The organism is Citrobacter sp. Cpo032, assembly GCF_030332975.1.
Lineage (GTDB): Bacteria > Pseudomonadota > Gammaproteobacteria > Enterobacterales > Enterobacteriaceae > Citrobacter > Citrobacter portucalensis.
Genome location: NZ_JAOWGU010000052.1, coordinates 442,681 through 454,417, shown reverse-complemented (window position 1 = coordinate 454,417; position 11,737 = coordinate 442,681). Strand labels below are relative to the sequence as shown.

Genomic DNA, 11,737 nt, shown 5'->3' with positions numbered 1-11,737 from the left:
GGATCACAAGAACGATTTAAACGGTAAATCCGGTTCAATCGTGAAGCAGTCGTCAAAGCCGCGCGGATAGTGATATTCAAAGTTATCTTTGTCCAGCGGCCAGGTAAACTTGCCACCCACCTGCCAGATAAAAGGCTTAAAGCCATACTTCAGCCGATCCTTTTTCATCTCCCACAGTACGCGGATCTCCTGAGGATCGGCCTGGAAGTTTGACCAGATATCGTGATGGAAAGGGATCACCACTTTTGTATTCAGGGCCTCCGCCATACGCAGCATGTCGGAACTGGTCATTTTGTCCGTAATACCCCGTGGGTTCTCGCCGTAGGATCCGAGCGCGACGTCGATCTGGTGCTCATTGCCATGCTTTGCATAGTAGTTGGAGTAGTGTGAATCACCGCTGTGATAAAGCGTACCGCCCGGCGTTTTGAACAGATAGTTTACGGCACGGGCATCCATACCATCCGGCAGCACACCTGCCGCTTTTTGATCGGCAGGAAGCGTGATCAATGCCGTACGATCAAACGCATCAAGCGCGTGAATTTCAATATCTTTCACTTTCACCACATCGCCAGGTTTTACCACGATGCAGCGCTCTTTTGGTACACCCCAACCGATCCACAGATCCACACAAGTCTGCGGTCCAATAAACGGCACGTCGTCGGCACAGTTCTGCATGACGGCTGCCGCAACATTTACGTCGATGTGATCGTTATGATCGTGCGTGGCCAGCACCGCATCGATCTGACGAATGGCAAACGGATCAAGAACAAACGGTGTGGTGCGCAGGTTTGGCTGCAGTTTCTTCACGCCCGCCATGCGTTGCATCTGGTGACCGGTTTTCATCAGCGGGTTACCGTGACTCTGTTTACCCGTACCGCACCAGAAATCGACGCAGACGTTAGTTCCGCCTTCAGACTTTAGCCAAATTCCGGTACAGCCAAGCCACCACATAGCGAAAGTGCCAGGTGCGACCTGTTCCTGCTCGATCTCTTCATTGAGCCAGCTTCCCCACTCCGGGAATGTGCTCAGAATCCATGATTCACGCGTGATGCTTTTTACTTTACTCATCGCAATTACCTTCATGTTTGTTCAAGTTGAATCAAATGATGATTTGTTTTGATTGATACTGACATCATTTTCTCAAGAAGGCAATGCGCTGATTTTTGGTGTTGAATGGGAAAATGTGAACAAATTACAACGTGACAAGATGGTTTATATGAAATGTATTTTTGTATTTTATTGTTTTAAATGAATTTATTTTGACTTGTATGAATTTGAAGTAAATCCACTCTGCAAGTAAGAGAATTATTTGCGTACTTCATCACATTTAATCAAATTCAATCTTGTTGTGATTACTTTTGAAAATTAGAGTGAGGGCACAACATCCTGGGCATCTGTAATGAATGTTCAGCAACTTCGTCTACTGGAGATCGTTATGGAGATCCTCTACAACATCTTTACCGTCTTTTTTAATCAGGTCATGACCAATGCACCGTTGCTGTTGGGTATTGTGACCTGCCTCGGCTATATCCTGTTGCGTAAAAGTGTCAGCGTCATTATCAAAGGCACGATCAAAACGATTATCGGTTTTATGTTATTGCAGGCAGGGTCGGGCATTCTGACCAGCACGTTTAAACCGGTGGTGGCGAAGATGTCTGAGGTTTACGGTATCAATGGCGCGATCTCCGATACCTATGCCTCCATGATGGCAACCATCGAACGAATGGGTGATGCCTACAGTTGGGTAGGGTACGCCGTACTGTTAGCGCTGGCGCTGAACATTTGTTACGTACTGCTACGGCGTATTACCGGTATTCGAACCATCATGCTGACTGGGCACATCATGTTCCAGCAGGCGGGGCTGATTGCTGTCTCTTTCTACATCTTTGGTTACCCGATGTGGACCACCATCATCTGTACCGCGGTGCTGGTGTCGCTCTACTGGGGCATTACCTCCAATATGATGTACAAACCGACGCAGGAAGTAACTGACGGCTGCGGTTTTTCCATCGGTCACCAGCAGCAGTTCGCCTCATGGATTGCTTACAAAGTCGCGCCGTATCTGGGTAAGAAAGAGGAGAGCGTAGAAGATCTCAAGCTGCCAGGCTGGCTGAATATCTTCCATGACAACATCGTTTCCACCGCGATTGTGATGACCATCTTTTTCGGGGCGATCCTGCTTTCTTTCGGCATAGATGTGGTTCAGGCGATGGCGGGTAAAGCCCACTGGACGGTCTATATCCTGCAAACCGGTTTTTCGTTTGCTGTCGCTATCTTCATCATCACCCAGGGCGTACGTATGTTCGTTGCTGAACTTTCAGAAGCGTTCAACGGTATCTCTCAACGTCTGATCCCCGGGGCGGTGTTGGCTATCGACTGCGCAGCGATTTACAGCTTTGCCCCCAACGCGGTGGTCTGGGGCTTTATGTGGGGCACCATCGGCCAACTTATTGCAGTAGGTATTCTGGTTGCCTGCGGCTCTTCCATCCTGATTATCCCAGGCTTTATCCCGATGTTCTTCTCGAACGCCACTATCGGCGTATTTGCTAACCACTTTGGCGGCTGGCGCGCGGCGCTCAAGATTTGCTTGGTGATGGGGATGATCGAAATCTTCGGCTGCGTCTGGGCGGTTAAGCTCACCGGTATGAGCGCCTGGATGGGCATGGCGGACTGGTCAATTCTGGCACCGCCGATGATGCAAGGCTTTGCCTCCATCGGCATCGTGTTTATGGCCGTCATTATTCTGATTGCACTGGCTTATATGTTTTTCGCAGGACGCACGTTGCGCGCTGAGGAAGACGCAGAAAAACAACTGGCAGAACACTCTGCTTAATAAGGAGTTCCGATTATGACCGTACGTATTCTGGCTGTGTGTGGCAATGGGCAGGGCAGTTCCATGATCATGAAAATGAAAGTGGACCAGTTTTTAACCCAGTCAAATATTGACCATACGGTGAACAGCTGCGCCGTGGGTGAATACAAAAGTGAACTGAGCGGTGCGGATATCATCATCGCTTCTACGCATATCGCCGGTGAGATTACCGTTTCTGGCAATAAATATGTCGTTGGCGTACGCAACATGCTGTCTCCTGCCGATTTTGGACCAAAACTGCTGGAAGTGATCAAAGCGCATTTCCCGCAGGACGTGAAGTAAGGGGCGGCATATGAAATTACGTGACTCGCTGGCAGACAATAATTCCATCCTTTTGCAAGCCGAGGCCAGTACCTGGCAGGAAGCGGTAAAGCTTGGTGTGGATCTGTTGGTTAAGGCTGATGTGGTTGAACCACGCTACTACCAGGCCATCCTTGATGGCGTTGAGCAGTTTGGCCCGTACTTTGTGATTGCGCCAGGCCTGGCAATGCCGCACGGCCGTCCGGAGGAAGGGGTTAAGAAAACCGGTTTTGCGCTGGTGACGCTGAAAACGCCGCTGGTGTTTAACCACGAAGATAACGACCCGGTCGATATTCTGATAACGATGGCGGCAGTTGACGCCAACACGCATCAGGAAGTGGGCATCATGCAGATCGTGAATCTCTTTGATGACGAAGCCAATTTTGACCGTTTACGCGCCTGCCGCACCGCGCAGGAAGTGTTGGATTTAATTGATAACGCCACTGCGGCGGCTGTTTAAAAGGATACCAAAATGTCATTACCTATGTTGCAGGTTGCGCTGGATAACCAATCAATGTCTTCCGCGTATGAAACGACGCGTTTGATTGCCGAAGAGGTCGATATCATTGAGGTGGGCACTATTCTTTGCGTGGCAGAGGGCGTGCGCGCCGTACGCGATCTGAAGGCGCTTTACCCGCATAAAATTGTGCTGGCGGACGCCAAAATTGCCGATGCGGGAAAAATCCTCTCCCGCATGTGTTTCGAAGCCAACGCTGACTGGGTCACCGTCATCTGCTGTGCGGATATCAACACCACCAAGGGGGCACTGGAGGTGGCGAAAGAATTTAACGGTGATGTACAGATTGAACTGACGGGTTACTGGACCTGGGAGCAGGCGCAAGAGTGGCGTGACGCGGGCATTGGGCAAGTTGTGTATCACCGCAGCCGTGATGCGCAGGCAGCGGGTGTGGCATGGGGAGAGGCGGATATCAGCGCGATCAAACGCCTGTCCGAGATGGGCTTTAAAGTCACCGTCACCGGCGGTCTGGCGTTGGAAGATCTGCCGCTGTTCCAGGGAATTCCGATTCACGTATTTATTGCCGGTCGCAGCATTCGCGATGCCGCCTCTCCGGTGGAAGCGGCCCGTCAGTTCAAACGTTCTATCGCCCAGCTGTGGGGATAAGGAGCGACTATGTTGTCGAAACAGGTCCCGCTCGGTATTTATGAAAAAGCACTCCCCGGCGGGGAGTGCTGGCTGGAGCGTTTGCAGTTGGCGAAGGAACTGGGCTTTGACTTTGTCGAAATGTCGGTTGATGAAACCGACGCTCGCCTGGCGCGTCTTGACTGGAACCGCGAGCAGCGACTGGCGCTGGTGGCCGCTATCGCCGAGACAGGGATACGGGTACCGTCCATGTGCCTGAGCGCTCATCGTCGTTTCCCGCTTGGCAGTGAAGATGATGCGGTGCGCGAACAGGGGCTGGAGATCATGCGTAAAGCCATTCAGTTTGCGCAGGATATCGGTATTCGCGTTATTCAACTGGCGGGTTACGACGTCTATTACCAGCAGGCAAATAACGAAACGCGTCGTCGGTTTCGCGATGGGCTGAAAGAAAGCGTAGAGATGGCGAGCCGTGCACAGGTGACGCTGGCGATGGAAATCATGGATTATCCACTGATGAATTCGATCAGTAAGGCGCTGGGATACGCTCACTATCTCAACAATCCGTGGTTCCAGCTGTATCCCGATATCGGCAATTTGTCGGCGTGGGACAACGATGTGCAGATGGAGCTGCAGGCGGGAATGGGTCATATCGTTGCCGTACACGTGAAAGATACTAAACCCGGCGTATTCAAAAATGTGCCGTTTGGTGAAGGGGTTGTCGATTTTGAACGTTGTTTCGAAACGCTCAAACAGAGTGGCTATTGCGGACCGTATCTGATTGAGATGTGGAGTGAAACGTCGGACGACCCGGCTCGTGAAGTGGCGAAGGCGCGCGACTGGGTGAAAGCGCGTATGGCCAGCGCCGGTCTGGTGGAGGCGGTGTAATGCAAAAACTCAAACAGCAGGTTTTTGAGGCCAATATGGATCTGCCGCGCTACGGGCTGGTGACGTTTACCTGGGGTAATGTCAGCGCCATCGACCGCGAACGCGGGCTGGTGGTGATTAAGCCCAGCGGCGTCGACTACCAGACAATGACAGTGGACGACATGGTTGTTGTGGATCTGCACGGCAACGTGGTGGAAGGACGCTATCGTCCTTCTTCCGATACCGCCACCCATCTGGCGCTGTATCGTCGCTATTCCTCTCTTGGCGGCGTGGTGCATACCCACTCAACCCACGCGACGGCATGGGCGCAGGCAGGTCTGGCAATTCCTGCGCTAGGCACGACGCATGCGGACTACTTCTTTGGTGATATCCCCTGCACCCGGGCGTTAACTGAAGCGGAAGTTCAGGATGAGTATGAGCTGAATACCGGCAGGGTGATTGTTGAAACGCTGGGGGAGGTGGAACCTTTGCATACGCCAGGCGTAGTGGTGTACCAGCATGGCCCGTTTGCCTGGGGCAAAGACGCTCATGACGCGGTACATAACGCGGTGGTGATGGAAGAGGTGGCAAAAATGGCATGGATTGCGCGTGGCATTAATCCGGCTCTTAGCCCCATCGACAGTTATCTGATGAATAAACACTTCATGCGTAAGCACGGCCCAAACGCCTACTACGGGCAGAAGTAGGAAAAAACGTTCCGGAGCCAACTCTTCATGGGGATGAGATCGGTCTGGCTTCGGGATTGTTTTGCAAAAAAAGCCCCCAGTGAAGGGGGCAAGTCAAACTGTGGCAATGTTCTCATTGGTTATTTCTGGTGTTAACGATAAATATCTGCACTGGCGTGCATATTTCCGTTACTACCAGGTTCCCTGGTGAGGATCACGTGGTAGTAGGTTGCGCCTTGCGCATCGGTCTCTTCATTCAGGGCCTGAGTGGCTTCACTTTCAGTGGCGAAGTTATGATTTATGTAAATGACGCCTAAGCTCTGCACATCATCCATGTTCCTGGCCTGATGGTTATCAATTTTGATGGCTGCCGTTGCATTTGCACTGAGCAAAAGCACAGCCAGAAGGGTCAAAACACGGGCTCGCATATGTACCTCCTCGACTGCGGTCTCTGGTTGCCTCTCTCCTGTGAGTGATTAACTTCTGATGTAATTTTAACCGCTACCAGCGCAGTCGATAGCGACCATTTCTGATGCAGTTGTTCAAAAAATTACCGCATAACCATCTTTTCTTTAATTAACAGTCTGCTGGTGTATACCGCTGCGGTGAAAAAATACCTGCCTTTCGCGCATAAGCTCTTACCAAATAGTCAATTTAATCGGGTGAGTACGCCGTTTATAGTGAGCCGGATAATTAATATAACTTTATGATAATAAGGCAAAAACTTATGGATGCTTCATTCATGGATTTCAGCTATTTCGTGGTTATGTTTATGGTCGCGCTGGTGGCTGGCTTTATTAACGTGGTGTCGGGTGGTGGTGGATTTCTCTCTATTGGCGCACTCTTAATTTCTGGTTTACCCCCGGCTAATGCGCTGGCAACCAATAAAATTCAGGCTCTGGGTAGTTCGCTGACCTCCGGAATTTACTTTTTACGCCGAGGACATATCAACGTGCAGGAGCACAAGTATGTGTTTTTATCTGCCTTTATCGGTTCTGCGCTGGGAACGACGCTTATCCAGTTCATTGAACCGGAACTGCTGAAGAAACTGCTCCCAATCCTGATTATCGCAGTCGCCATTTACTTTATTTTTGCGCCAAACCTTAGCGAACCGAAAAGAAAGCAGCAGGTATCCCTGTTTCTCTTCTCGTTGATCGGTGGGGGATGTATTGGTTTTTATGATGGCTTTCTCGGTGCTGGGGCAGGTTCCTTTTATACCCTCAGCTATATTCTGCTGTGGGGATACAGTATTGATAAAGCGCAAATCCACTCGAATTTTATTAACCTGGCGTCGAACATCGCCTCAATTTTGTTCTTCATTTTCGGCGGTAAAATGATCTGGTCGCTGGGTTTGGTGATGTTTGCAGGGCAATCCCTTGGCGCACGTCTTGGTGCGACAGTCGTACTGACGCGCGGTAAGAAAGTCATCCGACCCATGATTGTCATTGTCTCCATTTGTATCAGCATCAAAATGCTGCTGGATATGTATTAATGGCAACATGATAAATAATCGTACAAGCACCTTGAGTTTACCTGCTGACCCCAGTATTATGACGCGTCATTTTTCAGCCGACCTTTAACACGTTCCTTGCCTCCATGGGCCTCGGCTGACCCAGACAGGAGGCTGAATAATCCGTAAGGAGCAATTCGATGCGTCATTACGAAATCGTTTTTATGGTCCATCCTGACCAGAGCGAACAGGTTCCGGGTATGATCGAACGCTACACTGCTGCCATCACTGGTGCAGAAGGCACGATCCACCGTCTGGAAGACTGGGGCCGCCGTCAGCTGGCTTACCCGATCAACAAACTGCACAAAGCTCACTACGTTCTGATGAACGTTGAAGCGCCGCAGGAAGTGATCGATGAGCTGGAAACTACCTTCCGCTTCAACGATGCCGTTATCCGCAGCATGGTTATGCGTACTAAACACGCTGTTACCGAAGCATCTCCGATGGTTAAAGCGAAAGACGAGCGTCGTGAACGTCGCGATGATTTCGCTAACGAAACCGCAGATGATGCTGAAGCTGGGGATTCTGAAGAGTAATTTCTGATGACCAACCGTCTGGCGTTGTCCGGCACTGTGTGCAGGGCCCCCCTTCGAAAGGTCAGTCCATCAGGAATTCCTCATTGCCAGTTCGTGCTTGAGCATCGTTCTGTGCAGGAGGAAGCCGGGTTTCACCGGCAGGCGTGGTGCCAAATGCCCGTTATTATTAGCGGACACGAAAACCAGGCCATTACTCACAGTATAACGGTCGGTAGCGCAGTGACCGTTCAGGGGTTCATCTCTTGCCACAAGGCAAAGAACGGCCTGAGCAAAATGGTTCTGCATGCCGAGCAGATTGAATTGATAGATTCTGGAGACTAGCCATATGGCACGTTATTTCCGTCGTCGCAAGTTCTGCCGTTTCACCGCGGAAGGCGTTCAAGAGATCGACTATAAAGATATCGCTACGCTGAAAAACTACATCACCGAAAGCGGTAAGATTGTCCCAAGCCGTATCACCGGTACCCGTGCAAAATACCAGCGTCAGCTGGCTCGCGCTATCAAACGCGCTCGCTACCTGTCCCTGCTGCCGTACACTGATCGTCATCAGTAATCGGTCACGGTCCATTAATACGACTTTGAGAGGATAAGGTAATGCAAGTTATTCTGCTTGATAAAGTAGCAAACCTGGGTAGCCTGGGTGATCAGGTTAACGTTAAAGCGGGCTATGCTCGTAACTTCCTGGTACCACAGGGTAAAGCTGTTCCTGCTACCAAGAAAAACGTTGAATTTTTCGAAGCGCGTCGCGCTGAGCTGGAAGCTAAACTGGCTGACGTTCTGTCCGCTGCTGAAGCTCGTGCTGAGAAAATCAACGCACTGGAAACCGTAACCATCGCGTCTAAAGCTGGCGACGAAGGTAAACTGTTCGGTTCCATCGGTACTCGCGACATCGCTGACGCTGTAACTGCAGCTGGCGTTGAAGTAGCTAAGAGCGAAGTTCGTCTGCCGAACGGCGTTCTGCGTACCACTGGCGAGCACGAAGTGAGCTTCCAGGTTCACAGCGAAGTGTTTGCTAAGCTGACTGTAAACGTAGTTGCAGAATAAGTTTTTATTCTGATGACCGCGTAAAAGCGCCGGCCCTGTGCCGGCGTTTTGCTTTTCTGTTCCCCCGCTTTTCTCTCTGGCTATTCTTTATCCTTTTCGGGATAATCACAAAAATAAAACATTATTTCAAAGTGGTGATGGAATGGAACCAACGCACCAACCTCTGTTTGCGCGTAAAAATATTGTCTACCTGAGCGCGGCGTTCTGCTGCCTGCTGTGGGGGAGCGCCTATCCGGCGATCAAAAGCGGATATGAGATCTTCCAGATTGCCACGGATGACATTCCCTCAAAGATTGTCTTTGCCGGATATCGCTTTCTGTTTGCGGGATTATTGCTGCTACTGCTGGCGGTAGCGCAGCGTAAACCGATTGGCCGGTTAAGCCCGCGTCAGTACGGCCAACTCACGCTGTTGGGGCTAACGCAAACCTCGCTGCAATACATCTTCTTCTACATTGGCCTGGCGTTCACGACGGGAGTGAAAGGGTCCATCATGAATGCGACCGGGACCTTCTTCAGCGTGCTGCTGGCCCATTTTATCTACCATAACGACAAACTGAGCTACAACAAAGCGCTGGGCTGTATTCTGGGCTTTACCGGCGTAATGGTGGTGAACTTTAGCAGCGGAATGGATTTTAGCTTCAGCCTGTTAGGCGACGGCTCAGTAGTGATGGCAGCCTTTATTCTCTCTGCTGCCACGCTATATGGAAAACGTATTTCTCAGACGGTGGACCCGACGGTAATGACAGGGTACCAGTTGGGCGGTGGCGGCCTGGCGTTGGTTATCGGCGGCTACGCTTTTGGCGGCACGCTAACCGTACACGGTGCGTCTTCGGTGGCGATTCTCGGCTACCTGACGTTACTCTCTTCGGTCGCTTTCGCCTTGTGGAGTATTCTGCTCAAGCATAATCGCGTGGGGATGATTGCGCCGTTTAACTTCCTGATCCCAGTTTCGGGAGCAGTGCTGTCGGCAATATTCCTCGGTGAAAATATTCTCGAATGGAAATATGCGGTAGCGCTGGTGCTGGTGTGTTCAGGGATCTGGTGGGTGAACAAGGTGAAACGCTGACGTTTCACCTTGATGCCTGATGGCGCTATCGCTTATCAGGCCTGGAATCGCGGGGTCACAGCGCTTAACGGGCGCGAATAAAACTGCCGTTAGGCTGGCGGGTAAACAGGACCTGCTGGCCATTTCCGGTATCAATGGTTAATCCTGTCACTACGCCATTGGCATTCTGCCTGATCTGCACCATCTGTCCGTCTTTCAGATTGCTCAGCGGTTTTCCGGCGCCTTCAACCTGTGCCATCGCATACACATCGGTTGGCGGGAGGTTATGGTCACGGAATACCTGCGCCAGCGTTTTACCTGAGTCTACGCGGTAGGAGCGCCACTGCTGGTCAATTCCGCTATCCTGTTGGAAAGGTTGTGTCTGCGGCTGAGATTGCTGGACCTGAGGCTGCGCATCAGGTTCGCCTTCCTGGATTGGCTCTGGCGCAACCGGAGCGACCTGGCCGGGATCATTTTGCGGCGGGACAAGCTGTGCCTGCAACTGAGCCTCGGTCGGTGGCTGCGATTGTGACTGTAAATCCAGCTGGGCAGTACGCGTCACCACAGGGGTATCGCTGGTGTCACTGGAAGGGAGCAGGAAACCTATCACCAACACAATAGCAGCAATAATAATGCCGCGGCGGTGCATAGGCGGTAGCGGGTCCATAATGCGAAAATTGTCCGGTGCATGCCAGATTTTCGCCAGGGTTGGTTTTAATTCAAAGCGCCCGGGCATGGCTTTCCTCCTGCTCCGCGTCTCGTTCCTCGATCATAGAGTATAGATGGCTAACGCTATGATGTTCGTCATATTACCCGCTTTCGTGACGTCAACGCGGGATATTCCTATTGTTTATGTTTCCTCGCGATTTGTCATCTGTTCCCGAGACAAAGTTTTACCGGATGCGGCATGGCTGATATGCTGCCCGCTACTTTACATCCGATGAAAGGAAATATGATGGCTAACCCGACTTTTGACTCTATCGAAGCGCAAGCAAGCTACGGCATTGGTTTGCAGGTAGGACAACAGCTGAGCGAATCCGGACTGGAAGGACTGTTGCCTGAAGCGCTGGTAGCGGGTATCGCTGACGCGCTGGAAGGTAAGCACCCGGCAGTGCCGGTTGATGTTGTGCATCGCGCACTGCGTGAAATCCACGAACGTGCTGATGCAGTTCGTCGCGAGCGTTTCCAGGCTATGGCGGCTGATGGCGTCAAATATCTGGAAGAAAACCGTGAGAAAGACGGTGTGAACAGCACTGAATCCGGTTTGCAGTTCCGTGTTCTGACCCAGGGTGAAGGTGCTATTCCGGCACGTACTGACCGCGTTCGCGTGCACTACACCGGTAAGCTGATCGACGGTACCGTGTTTGACAGCTCTGTCGCACGTGGCGAACCGGCTGAATTCCCGGTTAACGGCGTAATTCCAGGCTGGATTGAAGCGCTGACCCTGATGCCGGTAGGTTCCAAATGGGAACTGACTATTCCTCAGGAACTGGCTTACGGCGAGCGCGGCGCTGGCGCGTCCATTCCTCCGTTCAGCACGCTGGTGTTCGAAGTTGAGCTGCTTGAGATCCTGTAAGCAGTGACTTCTGTTCCCCCCGAGGCCGGGGGGAGCAAAAAAATAGCGTGAAAAGCTATAGTTACGTCGTTGTCGATATTTTATCTTGCAAATGCCCCATCAGCGTGTATTTTTGTGAGCTGATTCGCGCTATCAGAGTGATATGACACTCACTTTAAACATTAAATTAACATTATATCTAAATCTTAGTATTCATCCCGCC

Annotated in this window: 16 protein-coding genes; 13 read left to right on the top strand and 3 right to left on the bottom strand. The window is 51.3% G+C overall.

The window, feature by feature from the left end:
- Nucleotides 1–3 precede the first annotated feature (3 nt).
- Nucleotides 4–1,068: an L-ascorbate 6-phosphate lactonase gene (gene ulaG, locus OGY33_RS24120; RefSeq protein WP_003025649.1), complete on the bottom strand. Its 1,065-nt coding sequence runs from the start codon at nt 1,066–1,068 to the stop codon at nt 4–6.
- A gap of 367 nt (nt 1,069–1,435) precedes the next feature.
- Here ulaG and ulaA point away from each other — a divergent pair, with 367 nt between their 5' ends.
- Genes ulaA through OGY33_RS24090 form a run of 6 tightly spaced genes read left to right on the top strand, consistent with a single transcriptional unit; the run spans nt 1,436 to nt 5,845 of the window.
- The gene (ulaA, locus tag OGY33_RS24115) at nt 1,436–2,833 is read left to right on the top strand and encodes a PTS ascorbate transporter subunit IIC (protein ID WP_191239034.1); all 1,398 of its coding nucleotides are present in this window, start codon (nt 1,436–1,438) and stop codon (nt 2,831–2,833) included.
- 15 nt (nt 2,834–2,848) lie between these two features.
- A complete protein-coding gene (ulaB, locus tag OGY33_RS24110; RefSeq protein WP_003025655.1) occupies nt 2,849–3,154 on the top strand; it encodes a PTS ascorbate transporter subunit IIB in 306 nt (101 codons plus the stop codon).
- A gap of 10 nt (nt 3,155–3,164) precedes the next feature.
- Entirely contained in the window at nt 3,165–3,632 is a 468-nt protein-coding gene (gene ulaC, locus OGY33_RS24105; protein ID WP_006686330.1) for a PTS ascorbate transporter subunit IIA, read from the top strand.
- 12 nt (nt 3,633–3,644) lie between these two features.
- Nucleotides 3,645–4,295 (top strand): 3-keto-L-gulonate-6-phosphate decarboxylase UlaD, encoded by a 651-nt coding sequence (gene ulaD / locus OGY33_RS24100; protein WP_003025660.1) that lies wholly within the window; start codon nt 3,645–3,647, stop codon nt 4,293–4,295.
- A gap of 9 nt (nt 4,296–4,304) precedes the next feature.
- A complete protein-coding gene (locus OGY33_RS24095) occupies nt 4,305–5,159 on the top strand; it encodes an L-ribulose-5-phosphate 3-epimerase (protein ID WP_043018185.1) in 855 nt (284 codons plus the stop codon).
- Nucleotides 5,159–5,845 carry an L-ribulose-5-phosphate 4-epimerase gene (locus tag OGY33_RS24090; RefSeq protein WP_048215080.1) on the top strand — a complete coding sequence of 229 codons (687 nt, stop codon included), beginning with the start codon at nt 5,159–5,161 and terminating at the stop codon, nt 5,843–5,845. Before OGY33_RS24095 ends, OGY33_RS24090 begins: the two co-directional genes overlap by 1 nt.
- Before the next feature lie 131 nt (nt 5,846–5,976).
- Here OGY33_RS24090 and yjfY read toward each other — a convergent pair whose 3' ends face one another.
- Nucleotides 5,977–6,252, bottom strand: coding sequence for a DUF1471 family protein YjfY (gene yjfY, locus OGY33_RS24085; protein ID WP_003025668.1), 276 nt, complete (start codon nt 6,250–6,252; stop codon nt 5,977–5,979).
- A 299-nt stretch (nt 6,253–6,551) separates the two neighbouring features.
- On the opposite strand from yjfY, the gene OGY33_RS24080 reads away from it, so the two are divergent.
- From OGY33_RS24080 to OGY33_RS24050, 6 genes are all read left to right on the top strand, one after another.
- A complete protein-coding gene (locus tag OGY33_RS24080) occupies nt 6,552–7,316 on the top strand; it encodes a TSUP family transporter (RefSeq protein ID WP_126319445.1) in 765 nt (254 codons plus the stop codon).
- A 158-nt stretch (nt 7,317–7,474) separates the two neighbouring features.
- On the top strand, nt 7,475–7,870 hold the full coding sequence (gene rpsF / locus OGY33_RS24070; protein WP_003025672.1) for a 30S ribosomal protein S6: 396 nt from the start codon (nt 7,475–7,477) through the stop codon (nt 7,868–7,870).
- 6 nt (nt 7,871–7,876) lie between these two features.
- Nucleotides 7,877–8,191, top strand: coding sequence for a primosomal replication protein N (priB, locus tag OGY33_RS24065; protein WP_003025674.1), 315 nt, complete (start codon nt 7,877–7,879; stop codon nt 8,189–8,191).
- A gap of 4 nt (nt 8,192–8,195) precedes the next feature.
- Nucleotides 8,196–8,423: a 30S ribosomal protein S18 gene (rpsR, locus tag OGY33_RS24060; RefSeq protein ID WP_000135199.1), complete on the top strand. Its 228-nt coding sequence runs from the start codon at nt 8,196–8,198 to the stop codon at nt 8,421–8,423.
- A gap of 41 nt (nt 8,424–8,464) precedes the next feature.
- Entirely contained in the window at nt 8,465–8,914 is a 450-nt protein-coding gene (rplI, locus tag OGY33_RS24055; RefSeq protein ID WP_003025676.1) for a 50S ribosomal protein L9, read from the top strand.
- Nucleotides 8,915–9,056: 142 nt separating this feature from the next.
- Entirely contained in the window at nt 9,057–9,980 is a 924-nt protein-coding gene (locus OGY33_RS24050) for a DMT family transporter (protein WP_048215078.1), read from the top strand.
- 64 nt (nt 9,981–10,044) lie between these two features.
- Here the strand turns inward: OGY33_RS24050 and OGY33_RS24045 are convergent, their stop codons facing one another.
- Nucleotides 10,045–10,695 carry a LysM-like peptidoglycan-binding domain-containing protein gene (locus tag OGY33_RS24045; protein WP_008786018.1) on the bottom strand — a complete coding sequence of 217 codons (651 nt, stop codon included), beginning with the start codon at nt 10,693–10,695 and terminating at the stop codon, nt 10,045–10,047.
- Between the two features lie 219 nt (nt 10,696–10,914).
- Here OGY33_RS24045 and bamJ point away from each other — a divergent pair, with 219 nt between their 5' ends.
- The gene (bamJ, locus tag OGY33_RS24040) at nt 10,915–11,535 is read left to right on the top strand and encodes a BamJ family beta-barrel-assembly machinery protein (RefSeq protein ID WP_191239033.1); all 621 of its coding nucleotides are present in this window, start codon (nt 10,915–10,917) and stop codon (nt 11,533–11,535) included.
- The last annotated feature ends 202 nt before the right edge of the window (nt 11,536–11,737 follow it).